The 18820-nt window shown below is 69.3% G+C and carries 12 protein-coding genes; 7 read left to right on the top strand and 5 right to left on the bottom strand.

Going from position 1 to position 18820, the window contains the following annotated elements; translation table 11 throughout:
* The first annotated feature begins 38 nt into the window (after positions 1-38).
* The 6 genes from BHS09_RS05385 to BHS09_RS05360 all read left to right on the top strand — a co-directional run bounded on the left by BHS09_RS05385 (position 39) and on the right by BHS09_RS05360 (position 7601).
* Complete coding sequence (locus BHS09_RS05385) at positions 39-4409, top strand: pilus assembly protein (protein ID WP_140797367.1); 4371 nt, start codon at positions 39-41, stop codon at positions 4407-4409.
* Positions 4406-4942, top strand: a complete 537-nt coding sequence (locus tag BHS09_RS05380) for a type IV pilus modification PilV family protein (protein ID WP_140797366.1) — start codon at positions 4406-4408, stop codon at positions 4940-4942. Before BHS09_RS05385 ends, BHS09_RS05380 begins: the two co-directional genes overlap by 4 nt.
* Positions 4939-6144, top strand: a complete 1206-nt coding sequence (locus BHS09_RS05375) for a PilW family protein (RefSeq protein WP_140797365.1) — start codon at positions 4939-4941, stop codon at positions 6142-6144. The genes BHS09_RS05380 and BHS09_RS05375 overlap by 4 nt, the downstream gene beginning before the upstream one ends.
* 1 nt (position 6145) lies before the next feature.
* On the top strand, positions 6146-6790 hold the full coding sequence (locus BHS09_RS05370) for a pilus assembly FimT family protein (protein WP_140797364.1): 645 nt from the start codon (positions 6146-6148) through the stop codon (positions 6788-6790).
* 106 nt (positions 6791-6896) lie between these two features.
* Positions 6897-7226 carry a c-type cytochrome gene (locus BHS09_RS05365; RefSeq protein WP_140797363.1) on the top strand — a complete coding sequence of 110 codons (330 nt, stop codon included), beginning with the start codon at positions 6897-6899 and terminating at the stop codon, positions 7224-7226.
* 51 nt (positions 7227-7277) lie between these two features.
* Positions 7278-7601, top strand: coding sequence for a hypothetical protein (locus tag BHS09_RS05360; protein WP_140787849.1), 324 nt, complete (start codon positions 7278-7280; stop codon positions 7599-7601).
* Positions 7602-7622: 21 nt separating this feature from the next.
* On the opposite strand, the gene BHS09_RS05355 is transcribed toward BHS09_RS05360, so the two are convergent.
* Positions 7623-9062: a sensor histidine kinase gene (locus tag BHS09_RS05355; protein WP_140797362.1), complete on the bottom strand. Its 1440-nt coding sequence runs from the start codon at positions 9060-9062 to the stop codon at positions 7623-7625.
* Between the two features lie 271 nt (positions 9063-9333).
* On the opposite strand from BHS09_RS05355, the gene mfd reads away from it, so the two are divergent.
* Positions 9334-12900: a transcription-repair coupling factor gene (gene mfd, locus BHS09_RS05350; RefSeq protein WP_140797361.1), complete on the top strand. Its 3567-nt coding sequence runs from the start codon at positions 9334-9336 to the stop codon at positions 12898-12900.
* A 79-nt stretch (positions 12901-12979) separates the two neighbouring features.
* Here the strand turns inward: mfd and argE are convergent, their stop codons facing one another.
* From argE to BHS09_RS05330, 4 genes are all read right to left on the bottom strand, one after another.
* Positions 12980-14122 (bottom strand): acetylornithine deacetylase, encoded by a 1143-nt coding sequence (gene argE, locus BHS09_RS05345; RefSeq protein ID WP_140797360.1) that lies wholly within the window; start codon positions 14120-14122, stop codon positions 12980-12982.
* 74 nt (positions 14123-14196) lie between these two features.
* Entirely contained in the window at positions 14197-15729 is a 1533-nt protein-coding gene (locus BHS09_RS05340) for a TraB/GumN family protein (protein WP_418763983.1), read from the bottom strand.
* Positions 15730-15802: 73 nt separating this feature from the next.
* Positions 15803-17191 carry a formimidoylglutamate deiminase gene (gene hutF / locus BHS09_RS05335; protein ID WP_140797358.1) on the bottom strand — a complete coding sequence of 463 codons (1389 nt, stop codon included), beginning with the start codon at positions 17189-17191 and terminating at the stop codon, positions 15803-15805.
* Positions 17192-17258: 67 nt separating this feature from the next.
* Positions 17259-18743, bottom strand: coding sequence for a TraB/GumN family protein (locus BHS09_RS05330; RefSeq protein ID WP_140797357.1), 1485 nt, complete (start codon positions 18741-18743; stop codon positions 17259-17261).
* Between the last annotated feature and the right edge of the window lie 77 nt (positions 18744-18820).

Here is an 18820-nt window from a genome sequence, read left to right as displayed (position 1 = left end):
TCGGGCGGCCCTGAAGCACCGGCCGCCAGGGGGACATCATGCGCTGGACTCGAACCTGGATGGCCGCGGTGGCCGTGGCCGCCGCGGGAGCCGTGCTCGCCCAAAGTCCCGGCGGCGACACGGGCAGTGGCGGCACGGATGGCGGCGCCAGCAGCCTCGCGCTGTGCATCGACACCACGGACCAGGACAAGCAACCCGACTTCAGCAGGGACGCGGGCATCCCCAGCGCCATCATCGTCACGGATGACAACCCGCCCAAGCTGCGGCTCAACACCAACCTCAACGTCCTGGACCCGGAGAAAATCATCCTGCCCTTCGAGCAGGAGCTCACCGCGCTCATCGTCGATGACCGCGCGGGCAGCGGCGCCTCCAGCACGCTGGGCTGGTTCTATTACGACGAGCTCATCGACGCCGAATACATCGACGACAACGGCACGCGAGAGAATTCCGATGACGACCGGCTGCTGGACAAGAACAACAACGGCGTGCCCGACTTCCACGAGGACCTCTACAACATCAACCCCTCGCGCTACATCGGCGTGGCGCCCCGCTGTCCCAACCGGACGTTCACCCACCGGCGCTGGGGCGACGCGGGGACGGTGACGCTGCGCGAGCCCGACCTGTTGATGGGCCCGTGCAACTCCGGCAGCAACTACGCCGCCAATACGGGGCCTCGAAGGTGGCAGGGGCGCTCTGACTACCCTGCCCGGCCCTCGACTGGCGGCGTGGTGGGCCGCCCGGTGCGCGACTTCACCAACGCCTTGTTCGCGTATGACCCCTACCACGGGCGCGACAACCTGAGGCAGAGCGCTGTCACCTCCGGCATCATCGATACGTACTTCAGCGACCAGGGCCTGTTCCCACACATCCCGAACCTGCTGGAGCCCCGGCATGCCCTCAATGGCAACAGGGGTATCGGCAACCTCGTCTTCCTCTCCACGGACGACGACGAGACGTCGTGCCACGAATCGGAATCGGCGGAGTGCTTCGCGCCACGTCAGGGCTGGACGCTCGACGGCAACGGGCAGTTCATGCGCACCGGCACGGCCTGGGACAAATCCGATGAGGCGGACGGCATCCCTGACTACAAGGCCAGCGCGTTCGACAGCGCGGGCCGCCTCATCACCGGCAAGAGCACGACCGCCGCCATCACCAAGGCCGAGGACCAGGTCGTCCCCATGGGACGGCTCGCGGGCCGGCGTGAAATCGTCTTCTTCCTCGTGACCTATGTGGAGCAGGTGTACGGCCCGGCCACGGACTCGTGCTTCATCACCCGTCCGACGACGGATGGGCGCGAGGTGCAGTGCGACCTGTGGATGCACGGCGACATCAACGTCTTCTTCACCAAGACGCCGCTCAACATGGACCTGCACCAAGGCAGTGACCCGCTCGTGGTGAGACAGAAGAACCTCCGCACCAACTGGCTGAATCCCATGGTGTACCCCCGGCTGGAGAACGACCCGGCCTACGGTGGCGTCGTCTTCCCGAACGACCAGACGCAGGACGTCCCCTCCGTGAACCGCCGCGCGGCGCACACCATCGTGGGCGCGCCGCGTGACAACCCCCTGGTCTGGATTCTGGGCTGGGAAGACCAGAACGCGGGCGGTGACCGCACGTACAGCGACATCGTCATCCTCATCAACAAGCAGAACAACGGCTCCTACCGCTCCGACGTGGTGTCGGACATCTCGCCGGACATCTCCCTGGACTTCACCATCACCGAGGTGACGTTCACCGTGGAGGACCAGCCCTACTACGCGGCGGACGGCGGCGGCATCGCGCCCTGCTCGCTCTCCGTCAAACTGCCGGACGGCGGGACGGGCCAGCGCAGACCGGACATCAGCTATGAGGTGGCGCTGGACTGCAAGGTCTGCCAGGAGCCCTGCAACACCTCCAGTCCCACATACGTCCTCAACGACAATCCGAACTGGCTCCGGGTCCCCATCCCGGACAGCGACGGCGGCGTGCGCAATGAGACGGCCGTCCTGCAGGACTTCCTGGAGCAGGGCCGCGTAGGAACACAGCTGTGCTGGCGCGCGGTGATGGAGAGCCCGGGTGAGTCCTGCCAGCCCACCATCCACAACATCAACGTCTCCTACAAAGCGCAGCGCAGCGGCGAATACGGCCGCGCGTCGCTCATCCCCATGGCCAACGCCGTCATCCACGGCGTCTATGAAACGCCCGGGCGCGCCTGGGTCGCCGACGGAGGCGTGGACCAGGTCTCCATCCGCACCTACGACAACCGCCCGGACACCATCGACCGGGGCCACATCTACCTGAAGAAGCTCTATGAGCCCGCCACGCTGGCGCCCTATGAGCCCACCCAGGAGGTCTGGGACTCCGGCAAGTGGATGCGCGACCTGATGCGCACGCTGGAGACCCGTCCCGGCGAGCCGCTCGACACGCGCAGGCTCGTCACGCTCAATCCGGCGAACCAACAAGCCATCGAAGTGAAGGACCTGATGGCGCGCGCCAACACCACCAGCCCCGTCTTCCCAGACACCTACTGCACCCGCCGCAACGGCAGCGTGTACCTGTATGACCTGGACGGCCGCAACGGCTGCACCGCGGATGACCGCGTGGCGCTGCGCGACTGGCTCTACGGCTGGGAGGACCGCCAGTCCTCCCTGGTCCGCAACCGGATGCGGACCTGGCCGCTGGGCGGCGTCAACCTGTCCACGGCGGCCGTCATCGGGCCGCCCAACGTGCCCGCGTGGCTGCTCGAAGGCCGCAACCTGGACACGGAGCGCCGGAAGTTCACGGAGAACTTCAGCACGGCCAACACGGGCCGCCCCACGGTGACGTACGTGGGAACCACGCAGGGCTACCTGCACGCGCTGGGCACGGGCTACTTCCACACGGGGGATGACCCCTGCACGCCAGGCCGCGTGGAGTATCAGGGCTACTTCGGCCGAGCCGGCAGCTGCGCCAGTGGCCAGGACTACGGCGCGGGCAGCGAGCTGTTCGCCTACCTGCCCTTCAAGATGCTGCCCTACTACGTGGAGAACTACCGCCGCGCCAACGACGCGTACTCCACCGAGCGCGCCACGATGGACGCCACGCCTTCCGTGGCGGACGTGGACCTGCGGAGCAACGACTACCGCCCGGACACTGGCCACGACCCTCGGGAGACCGACGAGGCCTGGCGCCCCCGCCCCGCCCGGAACGAGGGCGCGAAGACGGTGCTGGCCAGCGCCACCGGCCCCAAGCAGAGCATCTTCTTCGCGCTCGACGTCACCAATCCCACGGACTCGAGCTACCCCACGCCCTTGTGGGAGTTCGACATGAAGCGGGACCGCTTCACGTCAGCGGGCGTTCCGTGCACGGGCAACGGAAACGGCTGCAACCCGCTGCCGGCGCACTTCACCGGCGCCACGCCCAAGCCCGACACACGCGGCTCGCGCCATGCACCCTCGCTGGTGCGCATGGACTTCGGCCAGGCGGGCGGCAAGAAGTGGGTGTCCCTGTTCGGCACGGACTACTCGCCTGAGTCCGGCACGGTGGGCACCATCTACCTGATGGACCTCAAGACGGGCCTGCCCGCGCAGGTGACGGGCAACAGCGTGAAGGCGCGGCTGGCGGGCGTCGTCACGCTGGGCACCACCGCGGACGCGAATGAAGGCATCGGCGGAGAGCCCATCCCGCTGGACGTGAATGGCGACGGCAACGTCGACGTCATCTATGTCCCATCCACCTCGGGGAAGATCTACCGCATCAACCCCACCTACTCGAACACCGGGGCGAACACGCCGCTGGGCAAGGTGCTGGCCTCCTGTGTCGTCGCGGACGCGCAGGCCGTGCCCGGCATCCGCAACCCCACCAGTCAGCGCATCTTCTCCACCATCTCCGCATCGGTCGTGCCTGAAAGCGGCTCCCGCCGCGTGCGGCTGTACTTCGGCACCGCCAACAACCCGGATATCGCCAACGAGCCGGACGACACCGCCGACCCGCGGCCCCGCTATCACCTGATGGCCTTCGAGGACCGCGACCCGGTGCCCGCAACGCGGCCTGGCGCCAACTGCCCCGCGCACCTCGAGTGGACACGCGAACTGGGCGAGGGCCAGGTCGTCTGGGGCGGCGTCTCCACCACCCAGGATGGCGTCTTCACGACCAGCGCCGTGGGCCGCGCCGCCAGCGCGTGCGACCTGGACAGCACCACCAGCGGCAGGGTCTACGCCTACAGCACCGCGGGCAATGCGCTCGCGGGCAACGACACCCCCATCGACGGCCACGGCACGCACGCGCCCGTGCTCTATGACAATCACCTGCTCATCGTGAAGAACGGGCAGGTGCGCGCGCTGGGGAGCGGGACGTACAACAACCCCACCGCAGAGACGCCGCGAAGCAGCTCCCGGGTCCTCATCTGGGACGTGCAGTCCGGCTCACGCGTCCAGGAGGTGGTGCCATGAACCGGCGCAGGTTCCACACCCATCCGCGCGGCCTCAGCATCCTGGAGACCATCGCCACCGCCGCGGTGCTCATGCTCGGCATCCTGGGCATCATGCTCACGCTGGGCACCGCGTCCCGACACAACCGCCGCAACAACAACCTGAGCCAGGCGAACCTCATCGCCGAACAGGAGCTGGAGCGCGTGGTCAACCTCCGCTGCGTGGGCGAGCCGCTGAATGACCCCTGCATCAACATCAAGCAGCTCGACGACACGCGGCGCGACGTGTGGTGGTCCGCCAATAGCCGCATGACGGAGACGCCGCCCCTTCCGGGCGCGACGCCGCAAATGGCCTACACGCTGACGCTGGACGTGGACCCACCCTTCGAGGGCGCCGAGACAGGCGAGCCCGCGCTGAGCCGCGCCATCCCGCTTCCCCACGCCAGCAACCTGGCCCTGCACCAGGTCGTCAACGTCCGCGTCACCGTGAGCTGGGCGGAGGAGCCCGGCGCTCCCCGCCGCGCGGTGGCCTTGCAGACCCGGATGGCGCCATGAAGCGACTTCGTTCGACGACGCCGCGCGGCTTCACGCTCATCGAGCTGATGGTGGCCGCATCGATGTCCATGCTGGTGCTCGCCACCGCCATTGGCGTGAGCGTCCACCTCCAGCGCCGGGGCCTGCTGGAAGAGCGCATCATGGAGACGCAGAACAAGGGCCGGGCCGCGCGTGACTTGATGGCGTTCGGCGTGCAGCGGGCGGGCGCGGGCATTGGCAGCGTCTCCCTCACCGGCGGCCGGATTCCCGCCGGCGAAGCCGACCTGTTCTACGCGGTGTGGGCTCGGCCCCAGGCGACCTTCCCGGACGACGCCAGCTTCGTCCCACCCGCCGATGCCGCGCTGCTGTCGGATGCCCTGGAGGTCTGGGAGACGGACCCGGCGCGCATGGTGCTGCTGGACCAGTGCCCCTTGCCGGCGACCGCGGCCTGGTTCGAGGACACACTGTGCGTCGGAGGCCTGCCGCCCGCCTTCCTGGACAATGCGGTCATCGCCGTCGTTTTTCCGGGTACGGACGACGAGCGGGGCTGGGCCTGCGTGGGACAGGTGACGAACCTCGTGGCGGAAGGCGTGGAATGGACGCCCGCCATCCCAGGCCGACCCGCACCCGCCGACGGCAACTGCCATCCCGATGCCGTGACGCTTCCCGAGTCGCCCTGGCTTGGCACACGGGAACCGCGCGAAGGGGGCATGTACCTGCTCCCGCTCACCAGCCGCAGCTACCGGGTGAACTGGCCCGGCGGCACGCCCGTGCTGGAGATGGACGTGGATGGGCCCACGGGGCCCGCGGGCTACACCGCGGTGTCCCAGGACATCGAGCAGTTGCAGGTCCGGCTGGGCGTGATTGCACCCGACGCGCTCCCCGGCGCCCCCGTGCGCTTCTTCCCGGACGCGGAGACCGGGCGCCCCTCGCTGGCCACCTGCACCCAGGCCACCTGCGCCCCGCACATCTCCTGGGCCTGGGACCCGGGCGTACCCGTTCCGCCGGACCGCGGCCCGGGCAGCGCGGGTGACGAGCTGATGCGCCACATGCGCGTGGTGGAGCTGTCCATCACCGCGCGCTCGCAGCGCGCCGAGCTGACGGGGAACGAAGCGCCCGGAGCGCGAGACGACGACGGCAACCTGCGGGATGGCTACAAGCGCCGGCACAGCGTCATCCGCCTGGCGCCTCGCAACTTCGCGTTCGTGGGAACGGGGGGCTGACATGCTGCCACGCAACCGAGGCATGACGCTGCTGGAGGTGATGGTCGTGGTGGCCCTGGTTGGCATCTTCACCACCCTCTCCGTGTCCAGCTTCCAGGGCATGACGGAGCGCCAGCGCCTTGGCGCCGCGCAGCGCGAGCTGGTGCTGATGATGCAGGAGGCCCGTCAGAAAGCACGCGCGACCCACCAGCCCGTGCGGCTGGGCACGCGCGTCACGGATGAGCAGGGCGTCCAGGTGACGCGCATGCGCTGGGAGGCACTGGCATGCAGTGATGCCTGGGGCACGGTGTGTCCCATGCCCGCGTGCCAGGAGAACGCCTGCGGCGTGGGCGGCTGCGAATGCGCGGAGCTGGGGCCGGAGCTGATCATCCCGCCGAAGCTCGACGTGGACCTGCTGGTGGGCCTGTGCTGGCTGGGCAACCCCGGCGCCAGCGCGCCCGTCGTGGCCCCGCCGGCGCCCGGCGGAAGGGTGTGCGAACCGAACGCCCTGCTGCCCACGACGGAGCGGCTCGTCCTCCTGCGCAACGGGGGGACGCTCGAATCGCCGGACTGGAAACCGGAGCTGGTATTCCAGGCGGATGGCCTGACGGCGGCAGTACGCCCCATGGATTGTGACAAGCACGCCTCCACGCCAGGCTGCCAGTAGGCGGCGTCCGCACCGCCGCCGTCGCGCGTGCGAACGGGCCGCTTCGGCGTATGCTCGGGGGCCCGGGCCCAGGGCCCGGCATGCAGTCCGCAAGGAGCCCCCGACAATGATGAAGCGGTTGGTCCTGGTCCTGAGCCTGGGTGGAGCCACCGGCGCCCACGCGGACGCCGTGGCCGACGTGTGGCAGGCGAAGTGCACCGTGTGTCACGGCGGTGACGGCAAGGCGCAGACGAAGATGGGCCAGAAGGAGTCCATCGGCGACATGAGCCGGCCCGACTGGCAGCAGTCCCGGACGGACGCTGACATCCGCAAGGTGATTGCCGACGGCGATCCACGGAACAGCAAGATGAAGCCCTTCAAGGACAAGCTTACCCCAGCGCAGATTGACGCACTGGTGGGATACATCCGCACCATGAAGGCGCCGACGGCCCCTTGAATTTCCGTTCGAAGCCGCGCGTCATCCCCTCAAGAGAAACGGAGCCCCCCCATGAAGAACCTCACCGTTGCCGTCGTCTTCTGCCTCTCCATGGCCAGCCTGTTCACCTCCCTGCGCGCCGACGCGCTCTCGTCGGTGCACATCGAGAAGGGGGTTTCTCCGGCGCAGTCGCTGTCTCTCCGCCCGGATGACGGCAAGGGCGGCGGTGACGACAAGGGCGACAAGGGTGGCAAGGGCGGTGAGGAGGACGAGGAGGAGTACCGCAAGCGCCGCTACGCCGGCCTGTCCCAGCAGGCCGCGATGGAGCTGGTGGACCCGGGCGCGCTGACGGACGTCATCCGCCTGCAGGCCGCCGTGAAGTTCGGCCAGCGCTAGCAGCAGGCCACGGGCCGGGCCTCAGGCAGTCTTGCCTGGAGGCCCACCCAGCGGCCGGGTGACGCGAGGCAGCGTCACCGAGAAGCAGGTCCCCGTGTCCGCCGACGACGCCACGTCCAGCCAGCCTCCGTGCGCCGTCACGATTTGCGACACGATGTAGAGCCCCAACCCCAGACCCTGGTGCTTCGGCTTCGGCTGCCCCGGCTCGGGGGGCACCCCGTGGAACGGCGAGAAGAGCCGCGGGCGCAGCGACTCGGGGATGGGCGGCCCACCGTTGTGGACCTCCACGCGCTGGAAGAGCGAGCCCTTCGCCGCCAGCCGCACCCGCACCGAGCTCCCCTCCGGGCTGTGTTGAAGCGCGTTGCCCAGCAGGTTCGACAGCACCTGTCCCAGGCGCTCCTCGTCCCAGATGCCGCGTGACTCGCCGTCCACCTCCAGCCGGACGCAGCACTCCGGATGCGCGGGCTCCAGCTCGGAGATGATGCGCCGGCACACGTCCTCCATGGACACCTCATGGGGACGCAGCGGAATGCCGCCAGCCATGCGGGCGCGCGTGAAGTCGAGCAGCTGTTTCACCAGCCGCGCCATCCGCTCAGCACTCCCGTCGATGCGGGCCACCACGCGCCGGACCTCTGGGGGCAGCGTGTCCCGGGCCAGGAGGGCCGCGGAGGACAGCCGCACCGCGGCCAGTGGATTGCCCAGGTCGTGGCCCAGCACACCGATGAAGCGCTCCTGGAAGCGCGCCTCCTCCTCGCGCTCCAGCTCCTGGCGGCGCCGCGCGGTGACGTCCCGGCAGATGGCGAACAGGCCGTACACGGTGCCGTCTCCGCGGCGAAGCACGCCCTTCGTCGTGTGCCAGATGCGGTCCGTCCCCGGGCCGCCTTCCGCCCCTTCGTACGTGGCCGTGTGCCCGGAGCTCATCACCTCGCGGTCGTGCGCCAGCGTCGGCGCGGCCCGGTCGGCGCCCAGCAACTCCACGTCCGTGCGGCCGAGGATTTCGCGCGGGGCCCGGTGGAAGGCGCTCGCGGTGGCGGGATTGATGAGGATGTACCGGCCCGACACGTCCTTCACGTAGATGGCGTCGGTGGCGCTCTCGATGACGGCGTGCAGCAGGTCATGGTCGCGCCGCAGGGCTTCTTCCGCGGCCATGCGCTCGGTGAGGTCCTCCAGGAAGAGCACCACGCCGTCGTCACACGGTGATACGCGCGCCTGGAGCCACACGGTGCCCATGGGCGACTGCCGGGACACCCGCGCGATTTCTGGCGCGCGGCGTGTCACCACGCGGACACACGCACTGAAGAGGCCGCCGTCCCACGCCCACGGCGCTTCCTCCAGCAGCCGGTTGTGCACCAGGCTGCCCTCTTCTCCGCCGAGCCAGCGCTCCGCCTGCACGTTGGCGGAGACACACTCGAAGTCGACGATGCCGCCGACCGCGGAGCGCACGCTCCGCAAGACGACCACCGCCTCGGAAAGAGGTTCGTCCCCTTCGGTGCCCAGGCACCTGTTGATTCCACGGCCAGATGACATGTCGGCGTGGCCCCCGATGCTGCCGTTGTGAGCCACCCTAACCCCGCAGCAGGGGGTGGGGCCAACCGGTCCCCGGGGTGGCTGAACAGTGCCCGAGCTAACCAGAGCTTCCGATTTCTCCTGTTTCGCTCGACAGCCGAAGCGCTCCGTCGTTGACCTGACAGGGTGAGACTCCTAATTACCCCGGGGCCCTCAGGGTCCACTCATGGACACTCCCTTTACACAGACGCAGGACGGCGGCGCGGCGGGTGACCCCTTCGCCCAGGTGGTTGACGGACTTCGGGCGGGGCAGCGCGTCCGGACACAGGGGCTCAAGGGGGCCGCGCGCGGGCATGTGCTCGCCCGCCTGCATGGCGCGCTGAAAGCGCCGCTGGTCTGCGTGGCGGTGGACGAGGAAGCCGCCGACGCGCTCGCCGCCGACCTGTCCTTCTTCCTGGGCGGCCAAGGCAGCCTGCTGGCGCCGCGCGTGCTGCGGCTGCCCGCGGACGAGGTACTGCCCTACGACGAGGTGTCTCCCGACGCGGCCGCCGTCACGGAGCGGCTGGGCGCCCTCTTCCACCTGGGCCAGGGAACGCGCTTCCCCGCGCTGGTGCTGTCCGTGCGCGCCCTGCACCGCAAGGTGCTGCCGCTGTCGGTGATGCGCGCGCTGGCCGCGCGGGTGGCCGTGGGTCAGGACTTCGACCGCGACTCGCTGGCGCGCCGGCTGGTGCACATGGGCTACCAGAACAGCCCCTTGGTGGAGGACGTGGGCACGTTCAGTGTGCGCGGCGACCTGCTGGATGTCTTCAGCCCCCTCTACGACAAGCCCGTCCGCCTGGAGTTCTTCGGCGACACCATCGAGTCCATTCGCGCCTTCGACCCGCAATCCCAGCGCACGGTGGACGCGCTGAAGGAAGTGGACCTGGTCCCCGCGCGAGAGGTCCTGCTCACCGACGAGACGCGCCCGCGCGCCGAGTCCGCCGCCCGCGCGGTGGCTGACCGCATCAACCTGCCCACCATCAAGCTGCGCGAGCAGCTGGACGCCCTGCGCGAGGGCCTGCCCGGCTTCGGAATGGAGGGCCTGCTGCCCGGCTTCTTCGAGGGCGGGCTGTCCACGGTGTTCGACTTCCTGCGCGTCTGGAGCCCCGAGGCGCCCGTCATCTACCTGGACGACCCGCTGGGCCAGGACCGCGCGGCGGACACGCTGTGGGAGGAACTGGAGCGTTCGCACACCGCGGCCGAGGCACGGCAGGAGCTCATCTGTCCGCCGCTGGAGCACTTCCTCTCCCGTGAGGACGTGAACCAGCGGATGCAGTCCTTCCGCGTGCTGGAAGGCGGTGGCCTGTCGCTGGCGCAGACAGAGCGCCTACCGGTGCACTTCAGCTTCGGCGGCACCCAGGACCTGCGTGAGGCCATCCTGGCGCACCACGGTGAAGAGGGCGCGCTGTCCCCGCTGGTGGAGCGGCTGGAGCGCTGGCGCGAGCTGCGCGTGGCCTGCGTGGTGGCGTGCGGCACGCTGAGCCAGGCAGACCGGCTGAAGCGGCTGCTGATGGACCGCAACGTGGTGGTGAAGGTCCACACGGAGCCGCTGGAGGACGCGGTGACGCTGTACGAGCCGTCCATCCGCGTGCACCTCTTCACGGGCGAGGTGAGCCACGGCTTCGTGGATGGGCCGGGCGGGCTCGCGGTGCTGGCGGACGAGGAGATTTTCGGCGTGCGCGCGCGCCGGCGTCCCAAGCGCAGCAAGAAGCTGGACGCGTTCGGCTCCGGCTTCGGGGACCTGAAGGAAGGCGACCTCATCGTCCATACCGACTTCGGTATCGGCCGCTATGCGGGCCTGACGAAGATGGAGGTCAACGGCGTGCCCGGGGACTTCCTCGTCCTGGAGTACGCGGGCCGGGACAAAATCTACCTGCCGGTGGGCCGCATGCGGCTCATCCAGAAGTTCTCCGGCGGCGACCCCACGCAGGTGCAGCTGGACAAGCTGGGCACCACGAGCTGGGAGAAGACGAAGAAGCGCGTCAAGGAGCAGCTGCTCAAGATGGCGGCGGAGCTCCTCCAGATTGCCGCCGCGCGCAAGGCGCACCCCGGCCATGCCTTCAGCGCGCCGGACCGGTACTTCGCCCAGTTCGAAGCGGACTTCGAGTTCGAGGAGACGCCGGACCAGGCCAAGGCGATTGAGGACGTGCTGGCGGACATGCAGAAGCCGGAGCCCATGGACCGGCTCGTCTGCGGCGACGTCGGCTACGGCAAGACGGAGGTGGCCATGCGGGCCGCCTTCAAGGCCGCGCTGGACCGCAAGCAGGTGGCGGTGCTGGTGCCCACCACCGTGCTGGCGCAGCAGCACTTCCTCTCCTTCAAGAGGCGCTTCGCGGACTACCCCGTCACGGTGGAGGTCATCTCCGGGATGAAGAAGGCACCGGAGGTGCGGGAAATCCTCAAGCGCGCCAAGGAGGGCAAGGTCGACATCCTCATCGGCACGCACAAGCTGCTGGGCGGCGAGGTGGCCTTCAAGGAACTGGGCCTGATGATTGTCGACGAGGAGCAGCGCTTCGGCGTGAAGCAGAAGGAGTCGCTGAAGAAGTGGCGCTCCCAGATTGACGTGCTCACGCTGACGGCCACGCCCATTCCCCGCACGCTGCACATGAGCATGTCGGGCGTGCGCGACATGAGCATCATCGCCACGCCGCCGCAGGACCGCCGGGCCATCCGCACCTTCGTGATGAAGTACGAGGATACGGTGGTGAAGGAGGCGATTGAGCGCGAGGTGGCGCGCGGCGGACAGGTGTTCTTCGTCCACAACCGCGTGGAGTCGCTGCCCTCCATCGAGACGCAGCTGCGCGCGCTGGTTCCCCAGGTCAGCATCGGCGTGGCGCACGGGCAGATGGGCGAAGGGCAGCTGGAGAAGGTGATGCTCGCCTTCACGGAGAAGAAGTACCAGGTGCTGCTGTGCACCAGCATCATCGAGAGTGGCATCGACATCTCCAGCGCCAACACGATGATTGTGAACCGGGCGGACCAGTTCGGCCTGGCGCAGCTCTACCAACTCCGTGGCCGCGTGGGCCGGTCCAAGGAGCGCGCGTATGCGTACCTGCTGGTGCCGTCGCGGCGCGCGGTGACGAAGGACGCGCAGCGGCGCCTGGAGGTGCTCCAGAACTTCACCGAGCTGGGCGCGGGCTTCTCCATCGCCAGTCATGACCTGGAGATTCGCGGCGCGGGCAACCTGCTGGGCGACAAGCAATCGGGCGCCATCGCCGAGATTGGCTTCGACATGTACGCGCAGCTCCTGGAGGAAGCCGTCGCGGAGATGCAGGGCCAGCCGCCCAAGGTGCAGATCGAGCCGGACGTCACGCTGCCCATGCCGGCGCTCATCCCGGACGACTACGTGAGCGACGTCCACCAGCGGCTCGTCTTCTACAAGCGCTTCAGCCAGGCCAGCCACCCGGACGAAGTCACTGACTTGCGCGCCGAGCTGGTGGACCGGTACGGCGAAGCCCCGGACGAGGTGGACCACCTGTCCGAGCTGACGCTGCTGAAAATCGACATGCGCGACCTGCGCCTGCGCGGGCTGGAGGTGGGCACCACCCGGCTGGTGGTGACGCTGGGCGCGGACGCGCTGCTGGATGGCCCCAAGGTGGCGGGGCTCGTGCAGCGCTCCAAGGGCGTCTACCGCCTCACGCCAGACATGAAGCTCATCGCCCGCGCGCCACAGGGCGCCAGTGGCCATGACCTCATCGCCGAGGCCAAGAAGGTGCTGAGGGATTTGAGCCACTGCGCACTGCCGCAGGCGTAGGCGCGGACCTCGGCGGCCGTTCCGCCGCCGAGGCCGTGCGCTGAGGCGTGTGCTTCCGCCCAAGCGCAGTCACTCAGGCTCAGCGCCCGCCGCAGAAGTGGGCCACGGCGCGAGCCAGGACGGCCTCGCAGCGCACCAGGTCTTCCACGGGCACGTATTCGCCCGTCTGGTGCGCCACGCGGATGTCGCCGGGGCCGAACACCACCGCCTCCGCGCCCAGCTCCGTCATCTGCGGCGCCTCCGTCCCGAAGGACACCGTCTCCGGCGCGTTGCCGCTGGCCTCCGCGAGGAAGCGCACCACCTCCGCGTCCGCCCGCGTATTCACACCCCGGTCCGTGCGCACCACGCGAATCTGCGCCTCGAAGGCGGGCTCATCCCGCACCAACTCCTGGCGGATGGTCTCCAGCAACTGCGACACACGCTCCGGCGGCTGCCCGGGAATGGGCCGCCACTCCACGACGAAGCGGCAGGCGCCGGGGATGACGTTCTTCGCCTTGCCGCCCTGGATGACGCCCACGTTCACGGTGGTGAAGGGCGGCTGGAAGCCCTCGTCGAGGTCCTCGCGCAGCACCGTCAGCGCCAGGTGCTCCAGGCGCTGGAGGAAGCGGCCCGCGCGGAAGATGGCCGACGCGCCCGAGTCCGGGTACGCGCTGTGCCCTTCCTTCCCCCGCACCTCCACCTCCGCCAGGCAGTAGCCCTTGTTGGCGCGCACCGGAATGAGGCGCGTGGGCTCGCCGACAATCGCGTGCCGCGCGCGGCCCAGTCCCGCCTCCACCAGCTTCTTCGCGCCCGTCAGACCGACTTCCTCGTCCGCGGTGAGGACCACCATCAGCGGGGCCTTCAACTGCTCGGCGTTCAGCGCCGCGTGCAGCGCGCAGGCGATGAAGCCCTTGGTGTCACACGCGCCGCGCGCGTAGAGCCGCCCGTCCTTCTCCGTCAGCCGCAGCGCGTCCGTCCAGGCCGCGTCATACGGCACGCAGTCGGAGTGCCCCACCAGGGCCAGCGCGGCGCGGCCGGAGCCGGAACCGCCCTTCACCGCGACGAGGTTCACCTTCTCCACGCCCGCGTCGTCCAGGAACTTCTGGCGCTCCGCGCTGAAGCCCGCGGCCTCCAGGCGCGCCTGCGCATAGTCGATGAGCGGAGCGTTGGGACGGAAGGACGTGGTGTCCATCGCCACCAACTCCGTCAGGTTGGCCCGCAGCGCGGGCAGCGTGTCACTCATGGGTAAGACCTCCGGGGACGGGTCATGCCACGGCACGCCAGCCCCCGGAAGGCCCTTCCCTCCCCCATGTCGACTCAGCGAACGGACGCCACCTGGGGCTCGGCCTCCTCCAGCGGAGACAGCGAGTTATCCCCCGCCCCAGGCCGTCCCAGGCCCTTGTGCACCGCGGGCGCCGCCGCGTTCACCGCACCCACGTAGAAGACACCGTGGTAGCCGTCATCGTTCGTTCCGCCCCACGTGTGCACGAAGAAGCGGTCTCCGTTGTCCCGCCCCTTCGCGTCACGCACGCCGCAATCCAGCCGGTCCTTCGCGCCCTTGCGGTCCACCGCGCAAATCCACGCCGAGCCACTGGCGTAGGCCATGTCCAGCGCCACCACGCTGTCGAGTTCGTCCTTCAGCAACAGTCCCATCGGCTTGAAGGATTTGTCCCACGGCAGCCCCTTCTTCGTGCGCGTGTGGATGTTGCCGGACAGGACGATGTGGAAGCGCCCCGGGCCCGACTCCACCTGGTGCCGAACCGTCGCCGCCATCGCATTCTCCCTCGCCTGCCCCTGCATCGTCGGGTGGTCGAAGACGAACACATCCACGTCCAGCCCGCGCGAGCGCAGCTGGCGCAGTTGCTCCAGCATGTTCGCCACCGCCTCGCTGCTGCGGCCGTCCGGGTACGGGCTGCGCCAGAACGGCGCCTCCATCAGCTTCAGCCAGTCAGCCTCCGCCCCCGCGCTCTCCAGGAACGCCTCCACGCGCGCCTGGCTCTCCAGCGGCAGCTCCAGCCCCACCGTCACCGGCATACCGGCCACCGCCGCCTGGCACGACGCCTGCGCCACGAAACGCGGCACCTCCTGTGTACCGTGCATCTCCCCCAGCAGCAGCGCCCCACCCGGCTTTACCTGCTTGCCCAACCCCAAGATGGGCAGGCCACATTCAAAGGCCATTGCGTCCGCATCGCCCGTGGCGTTGGGCGCCTGCGCCACCTGCACCGGCTTGGGCGCGTTCTCTTCCTTCATCAGCTTGGGAGAGATGGCGCGGAACACCCGCCACTCCATGACCAGGTCCCGCGACCCCTGCCCCGAGCCCGCAAAGAAGGAGTTCTCTCCCTGGGGCGCAGCGAGGCGGTCCTCCCAGTCCTCGACACTGAGGATAGGGTCGGAGGAGACAGCACCTGAGCCCGCGTTGACGTCTACGACGCGGTCCCCGTGACCCAGCCGTCCTCCCACGACACGGCTGGATCCCCAATCCACCTCACGGCCCGGAGGACTCAACGCGGTGCTGGAGCTCTTGGTGATGCGGATGATCCACAGCTTGCCCTTCGTCGGCGTCTCGCGCTTTCCCAGCACCATGTACCGGTGCCAGAAGCTCGAAATCTTCGAACCGCCGAACTCCTGGCGCCAGTCCGTCTCCAGCACCAGGCTCCCCTTGTCCTCCTTGAAGGGCAGCTTGTTCTCCGTGAAGAACTGCCGCACCTCGGGCCAGACTTCTTCCAGGGGCCGCTCGTAGATGGCCTCGCCATCCGGGATGAACAAGTCACTGTAGGTGCTTCCCTGCCGGGCCGCGCAGCCCACCTGGAAGCACATCAACGTCACCACCGCGAACCACTTCGCGCGCATCGGCCCCTCCGGGAATGAACTCCCGGGGGTGAACGCGCCGCGCCCCAATGCCATATCGGAGGAGGACTGCCGCTCAGGCGTACAGCGCGCGAGACAACACCTGGAACGCGCGGCCACTCTCCTCCGCGAGCGCATGCCGGCCTTCACGGACGACCTCGCGTCCGCCCACCACCACATCGCGCACCGCCGCCTTCTCCGCGCCCAACACGATGGCGGGCAACAGCGATGCGGGCAAGGCGCCCACGAGCGACGGATGGTGCAGGTCCACCGTGAAGAAGTCCGCGGGCGCGCCCGCCTCCAGGGCGCCAGTGACGAGCCCCAGGCTCCGCGCGCCGTCCACGGTGGCCATGTCCAGCAGCCGCGCCGCCAGCCCATCCATGGCGCCCCCGCCCGGGTCCAGCACGGCGCGCCGCAGCCGAGCTAGCCGCAGGTGCCCTTCCAGTTGTCGCGCCTCATCCAGCAGGTCCACCGTGGCCTGGCTGTCCGAGCCCAGGCTGATGCGCGCGCCCGCCTTCACCAGCGCATCCGCGGGAACGATGCCGTCGCCCAGGTTCCGCTCCGTGGAAGGACACGCGCACACCGTGGCCTCGGCCCGGCCCAGCAGCGACACCTCGTCGTCCGTCAGGTGCACCCCATGAACCGCCGTGAAGCCGGGCCCCAGCAGGCCCAGGTCCGCCAGCAACTCCACCGGCCTGCGGCCATGCTCCGCCAGACACGCCGCGATTTCCTTCGGCTGCTCCGCCACGTGCATGTGGACAGGCAGGCTCCGCACGGACGAACCCGCGAGCGCCGCCAGCCACTCCCGAGTCACCGCGCGCACGCTGTGCGGCGCGAGCCCCACGCTGACCGCCGCGTCGGAGCACATCTCCCGGGCCAGCGCCTCCGCCGACCCCAGGAACGTCTCCACGTCCGGGTCGATGAAGCGGCGCTGCCGCGGATTCGCCGCCACGCCGAAGCCCGCACGGGCGTACCCCACGCGCAGCAGACAGATGCGCAGCCCCACGTCCCGCGCGGCGCGAATCACCGCGTGCGCCAACGTGTTGCGGTCCGCGTACGGCGTCCCGTCGGCCTGGTGATGGACGTAGTGGAACTCCCCCACGGTGGTGATGCCCGCGAGCGCCATCTCCACGAAGGCCTGCCGCGATGCGACGTAGAGGTCCTCGGGACTCAGCGACTCGGCGGCGCGGTACATCGCCTCGCGCCAGCTCCAGAAGTCGTCCGCCTCCCGGCCCGATGCCACGTACTCCGTACGCCCGCGGATGAGCCGCTGGAACGCGTGGGAGTGTCCGTTGACGAGCCCCGGCAACAAGGCCCTTCCCGGCAGCGCGACGGTGCGCGCGCCCGCGGGTACGGATTCCGGGGCCAGGATGCGGCCGTCGGCGCTCACCGCGAGGCCGCGCCCTTCGTGGAACCGGCCGCCCGTGTAGAGGAGCTCCGGCTGATAGACGGTGATGTCGCTCACGCCGGCAACTTACGCCAGCGCCACGGGGCGCGCAGCAGCCGCAACGCGCCCCGTGAGATGCCAGACGTCAGTGGAACGCGAGCGTCGGAGTCCGGTCTTCCGTCGGAACACCCGAGTTGTCTCCCCCACCCGGACGTCCCAGCCCCTTGTGCGCCGCCGGCGCCGACGCGCTCACCGGCCCCACGTAGAAGACACCGTGGTAGCCGTCGCCATTGGTGCCCCCCCACGTGTGCAGGAAGAAGCGGTCGCCGTTGTCCCGGCCCTTCGCCTCGCGGATGCCGCAGGCCAGCCGGTCCTTCACGCCCTTGCTGTCCACCGCGCAAATCCACGCCGACCCGCTGTTGTACGCCATGTCCAGCGCCACCACGCTGTCGAGTTCGTCCTTCAGCAGCAGCCCCATGGGCTTGAACGACTTGTCCCACGGCAGGCCCTTCTTCGTGCGCGAGTGGATGTTGCCCGACAGGATGACGTGGAAGCGCCCCGGGCCCGACTCCACCTGGTGCCGGACCGTGGCCGCCATCGCGTCCTCGCGCGCCTGCCCCTGGGCCTTCGGGTGGTCGAAGACGAAGATGTCCACGTCCAGTCCGCGCGAGCGCAGCTGACGCAGCTGCTCCAACATGTTCGCCACCGCCTCGCTGCTGCGGCCATCCGGATACGGGCTGCGCCAGAAGGGCGCCTCCATCAGCTTCAGCCAGTCATCTTCCGTCCCCGCGCTGTCCAGGAAGGTGTCCACCCGCGTCTGGCTCTCCAGCGGCAGCTCCAGTCCCACCGTCACCGGCGTACCGGCCACCGCCGCCTGGCAGGACGCCTGCGCGATGAAGCGCGGCACTTCCTGCGTGCCGTGCATCTCCCCCAGCAGCAGCACCGCGCCCGGCTTCACCTGCTTGCCCAGGCCCAGAATCGGCAGGCCGCATTCGAAGTCCGTGGCCGCCGCGCCCCCCTGCGCGTTGGGCGCCATCGCCACCTTCACCGGCTTGGGCGCGTTCTCCTCCTTCATCAACTTGGGGGAGATGGAGCGGAACACCCGCCACTCCATGACGAGGTCGCGAGAGCCCTGTCCCGACTCCGCGAAGAAGGAGTTCTCCCCCACCGGCGCGTCCAGGTACTCCTCGAAGTCTTCGGGAGAGAGCCCCGGAACAGCGGCGTCGCCCCCCGCGTTGCCGGCGGCCCGGGACACACCCCAGTCCAGCTCACGGCCGGGCGGGGCCAGCGCCTTGTTGCGGCTCTTGGTGATGCGGATGATCCACAGCTTGCTCTGGGTGGGAGACTCGCGCTTGCCCATCACCATGTAGCGGTGGAAGAAGCCGGACACCTTCGAGCCACCGAACTCCTGGCGCCAGTCCGTCTCCAGCACCATGCTGCCCCGGTCCTCGCGGAAGGGCAGGTTGGCTTCGGTGAAGTACTGGCGCACCTCCGGCCACATCTCCTCCACCGGCCGTTCGTAGATGGCCTCCCCATCCGGGATGAAGAGGTCGCTATAGGTGCTGCCCTGATGGGCACAGCCCGTCATCAGGCCCGCCAACACAACCGCCGCGTAGACCACCGAGCGCATTTGTTCCATCTCCTCGTCAAGCCCCAGCGGGAGCGTAAACGAGGACCGGGCCCCGGCATATCGGCCCGGCAGGGCGG

It is taken from the genome of Myxococcus xanthus (assembly GCF_006402735.1).
GTDB classification, from domain to species: domain Bacteria; phylum Myxococcota; class Myxococcia; order Myxococcales; family Myxococcaceae; genus Myxococcus; species Myxococcus xanthus_A.
Note: the sequence above shows the minus strand (reverse complement) of the source record. Positions and strands in the feature narration are given on the sequence as shown.